A 16,506-nucleotide genomic window follows, 5' to 3' on the forward strand; every position below is an offset into this window, starting at 1 on the left:
CTATGAACGCATATCTTCTTTTGGCGAACGGTATGGTCTTTGCCGGCCAGTCGGTGGGCGCAGAGGGCGTCACCGTGGGCGAGGTCGTCTTTGCCACCGGTATGGTGGGCTTTCAGGAGACCCTGACCGACCCCAGCTACTACGGCCAGATCATCACCCAGACCTATCCCCTCATCGGCAACTACGGCATGAACAAGGACGATATGGAGTCGGACCGGATCTGGGCCAAGGGCTACATCGTCCGCGAGGCCTGCAAGACCCCGTCCAACTGGCGCTGTGAGGAGACGCTGGACAGCTTTCTGAAGAAAAACAATACCATCGGCATCGAGGGCATCGACACCCGCCACCTCACCCGCATCATCCGGGAGAGCGGCGTCATGAACGGCGCCATCCTGACCACCTTCGACCCCGCCGACCCGGCCAACGCGGAGAAGACCGAGGCCCTGCTGGCAGACATCCGGGCCTACGCCGTTACCGACGCCGTCAAGAGCGTCACCTGCGCAAAGCCCGAGGTCTACAACGAGAAGGGCGAGACCCACATCGTGCTGATGCACTACGGCTGCAAGCGGAACATCGTCCGCTGCCTCGTCAAGCGGGGCTGCAAGGTGACGGTCATGCCCGCCTTTGCCACCGCCGAGGAGGTCGCAGCTCTGGCCCCGGACGGCATCATGCTCTCCAACGGCCCCGGCGACCCCGCCGAGCCGGTGGAGGTCATCGAGAACCTCAAGCAGATCTTTGAGCTGAACATCCCCACCTTTGGCATCTGCCTCGGCCATCAGCTCTCTGCACTGGCCGCCGGTGCCAAGACCATGAAGCTCAAGTACGGCCACCGCGGTGCCAACCAGCCCGTCACCGATTTTGAGTCGGGCCGCACCTTCATCACCAGCCAGAACCACGGCTATGCAGTCGTGGGCGACGAGCTGCCCGCCGAGATGGGCGAGGTGGCACAGGTGAACGCCAACGACGGCACCTGCGAGGGCATCAAGTACAAGAAGTGGAACTGCTTCACCGTCCAGTTCCACCCCGAAGCCAACGGCGGCCCCAAGGACACCGAGTTCCTGTTCGACCGCTTCCTGAACAACGTCAAAGCAGCAAAGAAGGAGGCACGCTGAAATGCCTAAGGACCCCAGAATCAAAAAAGTGCTGGTCATCGGCTCCGGCCCCATCATCATCGGTCAGGCTGCTGAGTTCGACTACTCCGGCACGCAGGCGTGCCGCGCCCTGAAAGCAGAGGGCATCGAGACCGTTCTGCTCAACTCCAACCCCGCTACCATCATGACCGACCCCGACGTGGCCGACCATGTTTACATCGAGCCGATGACCCTCGAGGTCGTGGAGCGCATCCTCGACATCGAGAAGCCCGACTCCGTGCTGCCCAACCTCGGCGGCCAGATGGGCCTGAACCTCTCCATGGAGCTGGCCCGCTCCGGCTACCTTGACCGCAGCGGCATCCGTCTGCTGGCCTGCAAGCCGGAGACCATCGACCGCGCCGAGGACCGTGAGCTGTTCAAGGAGACGATGGAGAAGCTGCATCAGCCCATCATCCCCTCCGAGGTCGTGGAGACGCTGGAGGACGCACTGGCCTGCGCCGACCGCATCGGCTACCCCGTCATTGTCCGCCCGGCCTTCACCATGGGCGGCACCGGCGGCGGCATCTGCGCGAACAAGGCAAAGCTCATTGAGATCGGCACCAACGGCCTCCGTCTTTCCCCCATCCACCAGATCCTTGTGGAAAAGTGCATCGCGGGCTGGAAAGAGATCGAGTATGAGGTCATGCGTGACCACAAGGGCAACGTCATCACCGTCTGTAACATGGAGAACCTCGACCCCGTCGGCATCCACACCGGCGACTCTGTGGTCGTGGCTCCCTCCCAGACTCTGACCGACCACGAGTATCAGATGCTGCGCACCGCTGCGCTGGACATCATCACCGAGCTGGGCATCGAGGGCGGCTGCAACTGTCAGTTCGCGCTCAAGCCCGACAGCTTCGACTACGCGGTCATCGAGGTCAACCCCCGTGTGTCCCGCTCCTCCGCGCTGGCCTCCAAGGCCACCGGTTACCCCATCGCCAAGGTGGCGACGAAGATCGCCATCGGCTACACGCTGGACGAGATCACCAACGACGTCACCGGCAAGACCTGCGCCTGCTTCGAGCCTGCGCTGGACTACATCGTGGTCAAGTACCCGAAGTGGCCCTTCGATAAGTTCGTCTACGCCGACAAGTCTCTGGGCACCCAGATGATGGCCACCGGCGAGGTCATGAGCATCGGCAACAGCTTCGAGGCTGCCATGATGAAGGCCGTCTCCTCCATCGAGCTGGGAATGGACACCCTGACCCACAAGCCCTTCGAGGAGCTGAGCGATGAGGAGATCGTGGAGCATATGTATGTGCAGGACGCAGAGCGCGTCTTCTGCGTCTACGAGGCCCTCAAGCGCGGCATCGACCACCAGACCATCTACCGCATCACCAAGATCGACTGGTGGTTCCTCGACAAGATGCAGCATCTGGCAGACCTCGAAAAGGGTCTGGCCAAGTGCGAGGGCGTCCTGACCGAGGCCCAGTACAGGGAAGCCAAGAAGTACGGCTTTCAGGATAAGACCATCAAGCGTCTGGCCAAGGTGGACAAGCTCCCCGTGGAGAACTACCGCGCCGGCTTCAAGATGGTCGATACCTGTGCTGCCGAGTTCTCGGCCAACACCCCTTACTTCTACTCCACCTACGACGGCGACAACGAGGCCGCTGCATTCATCGCCGAGAAAGAGGCCAAGGCTGCCGCGCAGGGTGAGCCGAAAAAGAAGAAGGTCCTCGTCTTCGGCTCCGGCCCCATCCGCATCGGTCAGGGCATCGAGTTCGACTACTGCTCGGTCCATTGCGTCTGGACGCTGAAGAAGCACGGCTGTGAGGCCATTCTGGTCAACAACAACCCGGAGACCGTCTCCACCGACTTTGACACCGGTGACCGCCTCTACTTCGACCCCCTGAACCCGGAGAGCGTGGACAACATCATCGCCACCGAGAAGCCCGACGCCTGCGTCGTCCAGTTCGGCGGCCAGACCGCCATCAAGCTGGCAAAGCATATGGACGAGATCGGTCTGCCCATCCTCGGCACCCCGGCGGATGCCATCGATGAGGCAGAGGACCGCGAGCGCTTCGACGAGCTGCTGGAGCGCTGCAACATCCCCCGCGCTCCCGGCCGCACCGTTTTTAATCTGGAAGAGGCACTGGCCGCAGCCGACGAGATCGGTCTGCCCGTCCTGATGCGCCCCTCCTACGTCCTCGGCGGTCAGAACATGATCGTGGCCTACACCAAGGCGGACGTTATCGAATATATGGGCGTCATCACCGAGCACGTCGATATGGACCACCCTGTCCTGCTGGATAAGTACATCATGGGCACCGAGTGCGAAGTGGACGCCATCTGCGACGGCGAAAACTACCTCATCCCCGGCATCATGGAGCAGGTGGAGCGCACCGGCGTCCACTCCGGCGACTCCATCTGTGTCTACCCGGCCCAGCATCTGACGCAGGCCGAGATCGACACGATGGTGGACTACACCGGCCGCTTTGCCCGGGAGCTGCACGTCACCGGTCTGGTCAACGTCCAGTATGCGGTCTCCAACGGCAAGGTCTACGTCATCGAGGTCAACCCCCGTTCTTCCCGCACGGTGCCCTATATCTCCAAGGTCACAGGCGTCCCGATGGTCGATCTGGCCGTCCGCTGCTGCCTCGGCGAGAAGCTGACCGATATGGGCTACGGCACCGGCCTGCACCCCAATGCCCCCTATGTGGCTGTTAAGGTGCCTGTCTTCAGTTTTGAGAAGCTGCATGGCGTCGATACCCAGTTCGGCCCTGAGATGAAGTCCACCGGCGAGGTGCTGGGCATTGCGCCCAACTACCACGATGCCCTGCTCAAGGGCCTCATCGGCGCGGGCTACACCTTCAAGACCCCCGGCCCGGCTTCCTGCTGCATCTTCACCGTGAAGGACAGCGACAAGCCCGAGTTCGTGGACATCGCGTGGAAGCTCAAGAGCATGGGCTATAAGCTCTACGGCACCTCCGGCACCTGCGCATGGCTCAACAAGCACATGGTGCCCTGCAATGAGGTGCGGAATATGTCCGGTGAAGCGCCGAATATCGTGGACCTTCTGCAGAGCGGTCTGGTGGACTATGTCTTCTCCACCAGCGCCAAGGGCCGCGACCCCAAGCGCGATTCTGTCCGCCTGCGCCGCAAGGCTGTGGAGTTGAGCATCCCCTGTATCACGGCTGTGGATACGGCCAATGCTCTGGTCAACTGCCTGCGCAGCGAGCACAGCATGAAGGACATCCCGCTGGTGGATATTGCAACGCTGTATCATAAAAAATAAACACACTCCGCTACTTCGTGCGCAAAAATATACCGTTTGTGCGCAGCCCCTCGTAATGAGGGGCTGCATTTGTTATACTCAACAACGCAAAATTTGCCAAAAGACGTTACTTTTGGACGTTCCAGGAGGATATAGATACATGACTCGTTCCCAGATGATCGAAACTGTGGCACGCAAGACCGGCTTCACCGAAGCGCAGGTCGAGACCACGATGGACGCACTGTTTGACCAGATCGCCGATTGCCTGCGTGCCGACGAAAAGGTCACTATCGCTGGCTTTGGCCGCTTCGAGATGCGTCCCCGCAAGCCAAAGGCATACACCAACCCCAAGACCAAGGTCTCCAGCCGTCTGGAGTCTACCTCTATCCCCGGCTTCAAGGCCAGCGGCCGTTTCAAGCAGAAGCTTGAGGCAGGCCGTGCCGCAAAGAGCGTCGAAGAGACCGCCTGATAGAACATAACGCGCAAGCGCTGCATCCTTGACTCGGGATGCGGCGCTTTTTTGCTGACAGAATGCGATTTTCATGGTATACTGGGCATATCATCACGAAAAGCGGCCCCCAGAGGGCATTGCGCAGAAGAAAAACGAAAAAGGAACGGAGTAGAAGGATCCATGCTTTACAGCGAGTTACAGTGCAGCGAGGCCATCCATAAGGCCGTAGAGCGGATGGGCTTTGCGGAAATGACCGAGGTGCAGGAAAAGACCATCCCCGTCATGCTGGCCGGGCGCGACGTCATCGCCAAAGCCCCCACGGGCACCGGCAAGACCTGCGCCTTCGGCATCCCGGTGGCGGAGCACATCGACCCCGCCCTCAAGGCCCCGCAGGCCGTCATTCTGGCCCCGACCCGTGAGCTGGCGCAGCAGATCGCCGAGGAACTGGCCGAGCTGACCTATTTCATGCCGGAAGTGCAGGTGGTCTGCGTCTACGGCGGCGCAAATATGGAAAAGCAGGCCAAACGCCTCGCCGAGGGCTGCCAGATCGTCGTGGCGACTCCGGGCCGCCTCATGGATCACTACAAGCACCACAGCATCGACCTCGACCATGTGACGCAGGTGGTGCTGGATGAGGCCGATGAGATGCTGAATATGGGCTTTTATAAGGACGTGCGGCACATCATCGGACTGATGAAGGCCCGCAAGTCCCTCTCCATGTTCTCGGCCACCATCAGCCGGGAGGTGATGGACATCGGCTGGATGTATCAGAAGGACGCCGAAGAGATCACCGTCCAGCCCAAGGAAGAGAGCCAGCCGAAGATCACTCAATATATGCTGGAGACCTCCGGCCGCAATAAACTGTCGGACTTGGCGCAGATCATCATTGGGGAGGGCTATAAGCGGGTCATGGTGTTCTGCGACACCAAATTCAATACGGCGGCGCTGGCGAACCAGCTGGCCCGGCTGAACTTCTCGGTGGACTGCCTTCACGGCGACCTCTCCCAGAGTGAGCGCAACCGTATCATGCAGAATTTCCGGGATGGAAAACTGAACGTGCTGGTGGCTACCGATGTGGCGGCCCGTGGCATCGACGTCTCGGATGTGGATGCGGTCATCAACTACGATGTCCCCGGTGACAACGAGCACTATACCCACCGCATCGGCCGCACCGGCCGCGCAAAGAAGGAGGGCGTGAGCTATCTGTTCTATGTGCCGGAGGAGAAGAAGCGGGTGCAGGAGCTGCTGCGTCTGACCCGCAATACGGATCTGTGCACGCCGGTGCATTTCGATTTCAATCATGAGCATATCGTGGTGGAAAAAAAGCAGGACAGCGCCGACCGGTTCCAGATCAAGTGCTATTTCTGATGAGAGAATAAAACAGGAAACAGAGCGGGTGTTTTTTGGGGCAGAAAGCCCTGAAAGTGCCCGCTCTGCTTTTATATTATAATAAGGAAGAACGAAAGCAAAAAACAGGTCAAAACGCCGCGAAAAACTGGTGAAAAAGTGCAAAGGCGAAAAAAGAGCAAAAAACTTGTAAAAAAGGCTTGCAAAGTGGGCGGTGATGTGGTATTATACTTGAGCGCCAAGCGCTGAGACAAAAGAATGACTTCCGAGACTCAGCTAGAAGTAAAGCGAAAAGAACCAATAGACGCGAGAAAGTCCGGCAGGAATGCGAGAGACTTTCGAGACGCTCCAAGTTCGGTAAGAAACGAAAAACTTCGAAAAAATAAAGCTTGACAAAAAACCACTTCTGTGGTAAAATAATCAAGTCGTCAGCCGCTCGGTTGAGGCGCTACAGGACCTTGAAAATTGAACAATATCGAAAAACTTGTAACGGAACCTATTTTCGTGTTGGAAAAACACGTTAAACAATTCCAAACAAAGTAATTCACACAGGACGCAAGCGATTGCGTGCTGAGCGAAGAGAGATTTAACACTTTTTAAGTGATAAATATCATTTAATAAAGAGTTTGATCCTGGCTCAGGACGAACGCTGGCGGCGCGCCTAACACATGCAAGTCGAACGAGAGAGAAGGAGCTTGCTTCTTCGATCGAGTGGCGAACGGGTGAGTAACGCGTGAGGAACCTGCCTCAAAGAGGGGGACAACAGTTGGAAACGACTGCTAATACCGCATAAGCCCACGGGTCGGCATCGACCTGAGGGAAAAGGAGCAATCCGCTTTGAGATGGCCTCGCGTCCGATTAGCTAGTTGGTGAGGTAACGGCCCACCAAGGCGACGATCGGTAGCCGGACTGAGAGGTTGAACGGCCACATTGGGACTGAGACACGGCCCAGACTCCTACGGGAGGCAGCAGTGGGGAATATTGCACAATGGGGGAAACCCTGATGCAGCGACGCCGCGTGGAGGAAGAAGGTCTTCGGATTGTAAACTCCTGTTGTTGAGGAAGATAATGACGGTACTCAACAAGGAAGTGACGGCTAACTACGTGCCAGCAGCCGCGGTAAAACGTAGGTCACAAGCGTTGTCCGGAATTACTGGGTGTAAAGGGAGCGCAGGCGGGAAGACAAGTTGGAAGTGAAATCTATGGGCTCAACCCATAAACTGCTTTCAAAACTGTTTTTCTTGAGTAGTGCAGAGGTAGGCGGAATTCCCGGTGTAGCGGTGGAATGCGTAGATATCGGGAGGAACACCAGTGGCGAAGGCGGCCTACTGGGCACCAACTGACGCTGAGGCTCGAAAGTGTGGGTAGCAAACAGGATTAGATACCCTGGTAGTCCACACCGTAAACGATGATTACTAGGTGTTGGAGGATTGACCCCTTCAGTGCCGCAGTTAACACAATAAGTAATCCACCTGGGGAGTACGACCGCAAGGTTGAAACTCAAAGGAATTGACGGGGGCCCGCACAAGCAGTGGAGTATGTGGTTTAATTCGACGCAACGCGAAGAACCTTACCAAGTCTTGACATCCCTTGACGAACATAGAAATATGTTTTCTCTTCGGAGCAAGGAGACAGGTGGTGCATGGTTGTCGTCAGCTCGTGTCGTGAGATGTTGGGTTAAGTCCCGCAACGAGCGCAACCCTTATGGTCAGTTACTACGCAAGAGGACTCTGGCCAGACTGCCGTTGACAAAACGGAGGAAGGTGGGGATGACGTCAAATCATCATGCCCTTTATGACTTGGGCTACACACGTACTACAATGGCGTTAAACAAAGAGAAGCAAGACCGCGAGGTGGAGCAAAACTCAGAAACAACGTCCCAGTTCGGACTGCAGGCTGCAACTCGCCTGCACGAAGTCGGAATTGCTAGTAATCGTGGATCAGCATGCCACGGTGAATACGTTCCCGGGCCTTGTACACACCGCCCGTCACACCATGAGAGCCGGGGGGACCCGAAGTCGGTAGTCTAACCGCAAGGAGGACGCCGCCGAAGGTAAAACTGGTGATTGGGGTGAAGTCGTAACAAGGTAGCCGTAGGAGAACCTGCGGCTGGATCACCTCCTTTCTAAGGAGTCAGGCAAGAACGAAACATCGAAGATGGTTTGTTCTTGGAACAGGTGATAGAGACAAGTTGATTAGATATTGTTCGATTTTGAGGGCCCTGAAAAGGGAACTCAAAGACGTACCTTGAAAACTGAATAATAACTGCGAAACAAAGATTATAGTAAGTTCTTTTTAAGAAATATTACAATTTCAAAAGGAAGGGTAACAATAATCTTCGTTGGCAAGAGAGAATCAAGAGGATACAAGCCATTCTCGAGAGAGAATAGTTTGATATGGTCAAGCGAACAAGGGCGCAGGGCGAATGCCTTGGCACTGGGAGCCGATGAAAGACGTGATAAGCTGCGATAAGCTTCGGGGAGCTGCAAATAAGCATTGATCCGGAGATTTCTGAATGAGGAAACTCACTCAGGTTCATACCTGAGTACGTTGCACTGAAATTCAAAATAGGTGCATCGGGGGAACCGCCTGAACTGAAACATCTAAGTAGGGCGAGGAAGAGACATCAAACGAGATTCCGTAAGTAGTGGCGAGCGAACGCGGAAGAGGGCAAACCGGGAGTAGAAATACTTCCGGGGTACGGACTGCTTTTAGGACTCAATCTGTTAACCGAACGGCATGGGAAGGCCGGTCAGAGAGTGTGAGAACCACGTAGGTGAAAACGGAGAGAGCTGCGCAGATTCCAGAGTACGGCCAGACACGTGAAACCTGGTCGGAAGATGGGGGGACCACCCTCCAACCCTAAATACTACCCAGTGACCGATAGCGTATAGTACTGTGAAGGAAAGGTGAAAAGCACCCCGGGAGGGGAGTGAAAAAGAACCTGAAACCCTGTGCCTACAAGCACCTAGAGCGCGTCAATGTGTGATAGGGTACTTTTTGTAGAACGGTCCGGCGAGCGATTGTATGCAGCAAGGTTAAGGACTTAAGGTCTGGAGCCGAAGCGAAAGCGAGTTTGAAAAGGGCGTTAAGTTGCATATAATGGGCCCGAAACCGGGTGACCTACCCATGGTCAGGTTGAAGTGGAAGTAAAATTCCATGGAGGACCGAACCGACCTCCGTTGAAAAGGCGGCGGATGAACTGTGGGTAGCGGAGAAATTCCAATCGAACCCGGAGATAGCTGGTTCTCCCCGAAATAGTTTTAGGACTAGCCTCAAGTTAGATACCTGGAGGTAAAGCACTGAATAGCCTAGCGGCCGAGAGGTTAGCGAAGCTTATCAAACTCAGAATGCCAGAGTATTGATGCTTGGGAGTCAGACAGTGTCAGATAAATGTCATTGTCAAAAGGGAAACAGCCCAGATCTACAGCTAAGGTCCCAAAGTCAGGTTAAGTGGAAAACGATGTGAAGATACGCAGACAACCAGGATGTTGGCTCAGAAGCAGCCACTCATTCAAAGAGTGCGTAATAGCTCACTGGTCGAGCGTCTTTGCGCGGAGAATTTAACGGGGCTAAACCTGACACCGAAGCTTAGGCAATCCAGTAATGGATTGGGTAGGGGAGCGTTGTATACGCGGAGAAACAGTAGCGTAAGCGGCTGTGGAGTGTATAGAAGTGAGAATGCCGGAATGAGTAGCGCGAATGCAGTGAGAATCTGCATGGCCGAAAGCCTCAGGTTTTTGGAGGAAGGTTCGTCCGCTCCAAGTTAGTCGGGAGCTAAGGTGAGGCCGGAAGGCGTAGCCGATGCACAGACGGTAGAGATTCCGTCACCACCAAAAGAGTTAAGCACAGGGACACATTTGAAGTCTCAGAGCCGGGTGTTGGTTCCGGTAGAGATCGAGGGAAGTTAGTACCGAAGTCTGGGATGGAAGATGGCGAGAAAAGCTGTGTGTATTTCTGAGGTGCCCGTACCGCAAACCGACACAGGTAGGTAGGAAGAAGATTCTAAGGCCAACGGGAGAAGGGTTGTTAAGGAACTCGGCAAATTGACCCCGTAACTTCGGGAGAAGGGGTGCTCCAGAGATGGAGCCGCAGAGAATCGGCCCAAGCAACTGTTTACCAAAAACACAGGTTTGTGCTAAATCGAAAGATGACGTATACGAGCTGACGCCTGCCCGGTGCTGGAAGGTTAAGAGGAGATGTGCAAGCATTGAATCGAAGCCCCAGTGAACGGCGGCCGTAACTATAACGGTCCTAAGGTAGCGAAATTCCTTGTCAGGTAAGTTCTGACCCGCATGAAAGGCGTAATGATTTGGGCACTGTCTCAACAGCCCGCCCGGCGAAATTGTAGTACCGGTGAAGATGCCGGTTACCCGCGACAAGACGGAAAGACCCCATGGAGCTTTACTGTAGCCTAATATTGGGTTTCGATGTTGCATGCACAGGATAGATGGGACACAGGGAAACAGGAGCTTTGGCTTCTGCGGAGTGGCCGTTGGGATACCATCCTTGCGATATTGGAATTCTAACCTGCGGCTCTGAATCGAGTCGGGGGACATTGTTAGGTGGGCAGTTTGACTGGGGCGGTCGCCTCCTAAAAAGTAACGGAGGCGTTCAAAGGTTCGCTCAGCTTGAACGGAAATCAAGCAAAAGAGTGCAAACGCAGAAGCGAGCCTAACTGCGAGACTGACGGGTCGAGCAGTAACGAAAGTTGGAGTTAGTGATCCGGTGGTATGTGAGTGGAAATGCCATCGCTCAACGGATAAAAGTTACCCTGGGGATAACAGGCTGATCTCCCCCAAGAGTCCACATCGACGGGGAGGTTTGGCACCTCGATGTCGGCTCATCGCATCCTGGGGCTGTATTCGGTCCCAAGGGTTTGGCTGTTCGCCAATTAAAGCGGTACGCGAGCTGGGTTCAGAACGTCGTGAGACAGTTCGGTCCCTATCTGTCGTGGGCGCAGGATATTTGATGGGAGCTGTCCCTAGTACGAGAGGACCGGGACGGACGTACCTCTGGCGCACCAGTTGTTCCGCCAGGAGCATAGCTGGGCAACTACGTACGGATCGGATAAACGCTGAAAGCATCTAAGCGTGAAGCCGACCCAAAGATAAGATATCCCATTGTTTTAAACAAGTAAGACTCCTTGAAGACTACAAGGTCGATAGGCACGATGTGTAAGTGGAGCGATCCATTCAGCAAGCGTGTACTAATAGGTCGAGGGCTTGACCACAATTCGCTTGAGACTCTTAGAGTCAACGAAAAAATGTAAGCAGTGATTATTCAGTTTTGAAGGCACGTCCTTCTAAAAATACTGGACAGATACACAGAAATGTGATATACTGTGTCAGTTATATGGTCGGTGACGATGACGGTGAGGTTCCACCTGTTCCCATTCCGAACACAGCAGTTAAGCTCACTCGTGCCCAAGATAGTTAGCTGGAAACGGCTTGTGAAAATAGGTAGTCGCCGACTTGAATATGCCGCTCTGAGGGTTCTCAGGGCGGTTTTCTTTTTGCTCAGCAAAGGGTTCGCGGAATGCGGAGCAGACCCGGTGCTGAAATCTGTAAAAGCATCCCGCACGTTTTACCGAGAGCGTGCGGGACTTTTTTCGTCCAAAGCTCTTGCATCTGGCCTGCGGGTGCGGTATGCTTAACCAATAGAACGCTTGGGAGAGGGAGGGCAGAGGCATGGACAGAGAAGAGATCCGCTATCTGCTGGGCAGCACGATCTATGCGCGGGCCAAGGCATACGAAAACCGGGTGCAGGGGATGGAATGTGAGACGGCGGAGAACGGCGTGCGTCATCTGAGCGCCGACGTGCGGGGCAGCGGCCGGAATATCTACCGTACACAGGCATGGCTGCGTCAGAACGGAAGCTTTGTCAGCGCGAGCTGCACCTGCCCTTTCAATGAAAACGGCGAAGGCCCCTGCTGCAAGCACATCGGTGCGCTGCTGCTGAAGGATGCAGCCGAACCGGAAGAAAAAGCTGCGCCGAAGCCAGAAAAACGCAGGGCGCTGGATATTCCGGGCGTGCAGCGGGGGACGGAATTTGCCAAGGAAGCCGCAGCCCGGAAGGACAGCTATGCCTCTGGACTTGAGATGCTGTTCGGCAGGAAATGGCGGGGCGACGAGCCGGTGTCAGATCTGCAGGCGCAGGAGCTTCTCCGGGCCTATCAGGAAGACGCACTGGCCGAGGTGGAGAGCCTGACGGCCTCGGACAGCCAGCAGAGAGGATTCGCGGAGCTGGAACCCGAACTCATTCTGGACTACTCCGGACAGCCGCCGCTGCTGCGCCTCCGCATTTCGGACGGCGGGCGGCAGTATGTCGTAAAAAGCATCCCGGAACTGCTGACGGCTATCGAGAAAGAGCGGAGCGTCAGCTACGGCAAAACGCTGGCCTTCGTCCACCGATGGAGTGCCTTTACCCCCGAAGCGCAGAGGATCCTGACCCTGCTGCGCCGTCAGCAGGACACCGTGAAGAGCGTGGAGGCGGCCACAGGCCGTCCCACCCGCAGCATCGCAAATGGCCCCGCTGGAAGTGTGCCGCTGTCGGGTGAGCTGCTGGACGCGCTGGCGGCCCTGTACGAGCCGCGAGGCGAGGTGGGCGGCTATGAGCTGCGCAAGGGCCTGCCCCCGCTGACCCTGAAGGTCGAGAAGAAGCGGGGCGGCGTGCACATCGTGGTGGAACCAAGCCTGCACACTCTGCAAGGCCTCGACTACAGCTATCTTTATAACGAGGACACCATCTGGAAGCTGGAACGGGCCGATGCGGCCCGGCTGCTGCCCGCGCTGAATGCGCTCTGCGGCAGCGGGCTTTTCTTCACCAGCAAGGACGCGGTATCCTTCTGCAGCTTTGTGCTGCCGGAACTGGGCCGAAAGCTTACCATCGAGGACCCCGACCGGCTTCTGCTGAATCAGATCCCCCTCGAGCCGGTGGTGCAGTTCTATCTGGATGCGCCCCACATGGGGGTCATCCGCGCCCACCCGGAGTTTTTGTACGGGGAGGATAAGGTGACGCCTTTTGCGGCTCCGGCGGATCTGCTGCGGGACGCCCGGGCAGAGCGGCGGGCGGGGCGGATGCTTCAGACCTATCTGCCCCAACAGACCGATACCAGCCCCGCGGAGTACGGCACGGACGACGAGGATACCCTTGTCACCTTCCTTGAAGAGGGCGTGCCGGCCCTGCTGGCAGAAGGTGAGGTCTATCTCAGCGATGCATTCCGCGACCTACAGGCTGCGCCGCCGAAGATCTCGGTGAGCGTGTCGGTGCAGGGCAGCGTGCTGGATCTGGAGGTGGACACCGGCGAGTTCCCGGTGAGCGAGCTGAAGGCCCTGCTGAAGTCGCTCCACCAGAAAAAGCGCTACCACCGCCTGCGGGATGGCCGCCTGCTGCGGCTGGACGACTCGCTGGAAGTGTTGGACGAGCTGAACGAGACGCTGGAGCTTTCCGGCGCAAAGCTGGGCCAGAACCACGCCCGGCTGCCCCTTTACCGTGCGCCCAGCCTAGACTGGGCGCTCTCGGGCCAGACCGGCGTGCGGTTCGACCGGGACGACGCCTTCCGGCGGATCAGCCGGAGCTTCCACGCGGTCAAGGACAGCGAGTATGCCCCGCCTGCCTCGCTGCAAAAGACCCTGCGCAAGTACCAGCGGGACGGCTACCGCTGGCTGCGGACGCTGGACAGCTACGGGATGGGCGGCGTCCTCGCCGATGATATGGGTCTGGGCAAGACGGTGCAGGTGCTGAGCTACCTGCTGGCGATGAAGCAGAGCGGCCAGACTGAGAGCAAAGGGCTGCTGCCCAGCCTCATCGTCTGCCCGGCCTCGCTGGTGCTGAACTGGGCCGAGGAGTGCCGGAAGTTCACGCCGGAGCTGACCTGCGTGGTGGTGGACGGCGACGCAGCCCACCGGGCTGCGCTGGCTGAGAGCTGGCCCGCCGCCGACCTCGTGGTGACGAGCTACGACCTGCTGCGCCGGGATGAGGCTCTTTACGAGGGGCAGGAGTTCTACGCCTGCATCCTCGATGAGGCGCAGGCCATCAAGAACCACACCACCCAGAAATATAAGGCCGTCTGCAAGGTCCGCAGCCGGGTGCGGTTCGCCCTCACCGGCACGCCGGTGGAAAACCGGCTTGGCGAGCTTTGGAGCATCTTCTCCTTCCTGATGCCGGGCTATCTGCCGCCCTATAAAAGCTTTTGCAGCCGGTTCGAGAAGCCCATCGTGCAGGAGGAGGATCAGACGGCCGTCCGGCGGCTCAACCAGCTGACCGGCCCCTTCATCCTCCGCCGGATGAAAGCGGATGTGCTGAAGGAGCTGCCCCCCAAGACCGAGAACGTCTACCGCATCGAGCTGGAAGAAGAGCAGCGGAAGCTCTATCTGGCTGCGGTGGTGGACGCCAGGGAGAAGCTGCGCGCCGCAAAGCCGGAGGACAAGATGGCGGTGTTCGCTGTCCTCATGCGGCTGCGGGAGATCTGCTGCGACCCGCGCCTTATCGCGGACAACTGGGAGGGCGGCAGCGCCAAGCTGGATGCCTGCGTGGAGCTGATCTCCGGCGCCGTGGAGGGCGGCCACCGCATCCTGCTGTTCAGCCAGTTCACCTCCATGCTGGAGCTGCTGGCAAAGCGTCTGGATGCCGAGGGCATCAGCCACTTTACCCTCCAAGGCTCGACGCCGAAGCCGGTCCGGGCGGAGCTTGTCCGGAGGTTCAACGGCGGCGAGGTGAGCGTCTTTCTCATCTCGCTGCGGGCGGGCGGCACGGGCCTCAACCTGACGGCGGCGGACATCGTCATCCACTACGACCCGTGGTGGAATGTGGCCGCGCAGAATCAGGCCACCGACCGCGCCTACCGCATCGGACAGCAGAACCCGGTGCAGGTGTATAAACTCATTGCACAGGACACCATCGAAGAAAAGATCGTGGAATTGCAGCAGGCCAAGCAGTCGCTGGCCGACACCGTGACCGGCACCGCCGATGGTGCCATCCTCTCGATGCGGCCGGACGAGCTGCTGCGGCTGCTGGAAGGGAGCGAAGGATGAAATACGCATTGTTTTCGGTGCCGGTGGGCACCATTTACGACCTGCCCCAGACCATCAAAGAGGGCGAGGCAGGGTTTGTCTCCACCATCGGGGACGAGGGTCTGTACGGGCAGGCCTGTCAGGTGCGGACTGCGCCCGGCGGCGTGACCGCCGCCGGCGTCCTGCTGCCGCCGGATGTGGCCGAGGTGGTCAGCTTTTACGGCTATCGCGGCTATGTGGACCGGCGGGAGCTGCAGTTCGTCCGAGAGGAGGAGCTGTGGGAGTATCTGGGGGCAGACCTCGTTCTCGTGGGCCGGGCCACGGACGTCCTCAGCCTGCCGAAGGTGCAGGGGGTGCGGATGCTGGAGCTGGAGCGGGGCGGCGTCCTCCGCCGCCAGCACGAGACCGCTGAAGAGGCCGAGGCCCACAAGGGCTGGGCAAAGGTCCTGCTGACCGATGGCCGGACGGGCTACGTCCGGGATGTGGCACTGGAGCCGGTGCGGTACGAGATGACGGCGGTGTTCTCCCAGAGAGAGGGGTTGGCCTTCAACGACGCACTGGCTGAGGCGCTGACCACGACGGCCGAGCGGCTGGTGCCCGACGCCGTGGCCCGCTGGTACGGCGGCAGCGAGGATGCCTTCCGGGCTGCAGTCTGTGCACAGGCGAAGAAGTATAGGGGCACCGAGTACCGCTGGGGCGGAAAGTCGGGCCGGGGCATTGATTGCTCAGGACTCGTCAGCAGTGCCTATATGCAGTGCGGCGTCCTCATCTACCGGGACGCCAAGATCGTCGAGGGTTGGCCGATGCATGAGGTGGCGTTCGAAGACAAGAAGCCCGGCGACGCCCTCTTCTTCCCGGGCCATGTGGCCCTCTATCTTGGGGAAGGGAGATACATCCACTCCACCGGAGCCGCAGTCAGCGGCGGGGTGGTCATCAACAGCCTTGAGCCGGAGGACCCGCTGTATCGAGACGATCTGGTCAAGAGCTTATATGCGGTGGGGAGCGTTTTCTGAAAACGACGTTTCGCGCGCTGGTAGCGCGGATTAAGTTTTTTCTTTCGGTCAAATGGCTTGCGCTCCGCGCGGGCCAGAGGCAGGGAGGGGTGTTTCGACTCCCCCCTCCCTACCTCTGGACTCCACTCTCCCCGCAACGAGTTAAGGGCTGCTCGCCCTTAACAATTCCAAAGAGGAAGTCGAAACGGAAAAAAGCTAGCCGCTGCGCTTAACGCTTTTTTCTCGTTTCTCCTATTTGCTGCTTTGCAGCAGACTTTACGCCCTTGCAGAACGTAAAGTTCTGCGAAAACGTAACGCCATCGGCGGAGCCGTAAACCGGAGAAGTACAAAAAATGCG

6 protein-coding genes and 3 rRNA genes are annotated in these 16,506 nt (G+C 58.0%); all 9 read left to right on the top strand.

The window, feature by feature from the left end; genetic code table 11:
- Positions 1 to 2: 2 nt before the first annotated feature.
- Positions 3 to 1,112 carry a carbamoyl phosphate synthase small subunit gene (locus tag MTP38_RS01955; protein WP_227621779.1) on the top strand — a complete coding sequence of 370 codons (1,110 nt, stop codon included), beginning with the start codon at positions 3 to 5 and terminating at the stop codon, positions 1,110 to 1,112.
- Position 1,113: 1 nt separating this feature from the next.
- Complete coding sequence (carB, locus tag MTP38_RS01960; protein ID WP_249234083.1) at positions 1,114 to 4,365, top strand: carbamoyl-phosphate synthase large subunit; 3,252 nt, start codon at positions 1,114 to 1,116, stop codon at positions 4,363 to 4,365.
- A 139-nt stretch (positions 4,366 to 4,504) separates the two neighbouring features.
- Positions 4,505 to 4,813 carry an HU family DNA-binding protein gene (locus tag MTP38_RS01965; RefSeq protein WP_227621777.1) on the top strand — a complete coding sequence of 103 codons (309 nt, stop codon included), beginning with the start codon at positions 4,505 to 4,507 and terminating at the stop codon, positions 4,811 to 4,813.
- Between the two features lie 162 nt (positions 4,814 to 4,975).
- Entirely contained in the window at positions 4,976 to 6,163 is a 1,188-nt protein-coding gene (locus MTP38_RS01970) for a DEAD/DEAH box helicase (RefSeq protein WP_249234084.1), read from the top strand.
- Between the two features lie 593 nt (positions 6,164 to 6,756).
- Positions 6,757 to 8,267: ribosomal RNA gene (locus tag MTP38_RS01975) — 16S ribosomal RNA — on the top strand.
- Between the two features lie 273 nt (positions 8,268 to 8,540).
- Positions 8,541 to 11,375, top strand: a 23S ribosomal RNA gene (locus MTP38_RS01980).
- Positions 11,376 to 11,500: 125 nt separating this feature from the next.
- A 5S ribosomal RNA gene (gene rrf / locus MTP38_RS01985) occupies positions 11,501 to 11,617 on the top strand.
- The 16S, 23S and 5S rRNA genes sit together here, the layout of an rRNA operon.
- A 215-nt stretch (positions 11,618 to 11,832) precedes the next feature.
- Positions 11,833 to 15,177: a DEAD/DEAH box helicase gene (locus tag MTP38_RS01990; protein ID WP_249234085.1), complete on the top strand. Its 3,345-nt coding sequence runs from the start codon at positions 11,833 to 11,835 to the stop codon at positions 15,175 to 15,177.
- Positions 15,174 to 16,169 (top strand): C40 family peptidase, encoded by a 996-nt coding sequence (locus MTP38_RS01995; RefSeq protein WP_249234086.1) that lies wholly within the window; start codon positions 15,174 to 15,176, stop codon positions 16,167 to 16,169. Before MTP38_RS01990 ends, MTP38_RS01995 begins: the two co-directional genes overlap by 4 nt.
- Positions 16,170 to 16,506 lie beyond the last annotated feature (337 nt).

The organism is Faecalibacterium sp. I3-3-89, assembly GCF_023347275.1.
Lineage (GTDB): Bacteria > Bacillota > Clostridia > Oscillospirales > Ruminococcaceae > Faecalibacterium > Faecalibacterium butyricigenerans.

What these genes read in the sequence shown, in the direction of transcription:
- MTP38_RS01995 (WP_249234086.1), top strand. Translation starts at nt 15,174, where the DNA reads ATGAAATACGCATTGTTTTCGGTGCCGGTGGGCACCATTTACGACCTG.
- MTP38_RS01990 (WP_249234085.1), top strand. Translation starts at nt 11,833, where the DNA reads ATGGACAGAGAAGAGATCCGCTATCTGCTGGGCAGCACGATCTATGCG.
- MTP38_RS01955 (WP_227621779.1), top strand. Translation starts at nt 3, where the DNA reads ATGAACGCATATCTTCTTTTGGCGAACGGTATGGTCTTTGCCGGCCAG.
- MTP38_RS01965 (WP_227621777.1), top strand. Translation starts at nt 4,505, where the DNA reads ATGACTCGTTCCCAGATGATCGAAACTGTGGCACGCAAGACCGGCTTC.
- MTP38_RS01970 (WP_249234084.1), top strand. Translation starts at nt 4,976, where the DNA reads ATGCTTTACAGCGAGTTACAGTGCAGCGAGGCCATCCATAAGGCCGTA.
- carB (WP_249234083.1), top strand. Translation starts at nt 1,114, where the DNA reads ATGCCTAAGGACCCCAGAATCAAAAAAGTGCTGGTCATCGGCTCCGGC.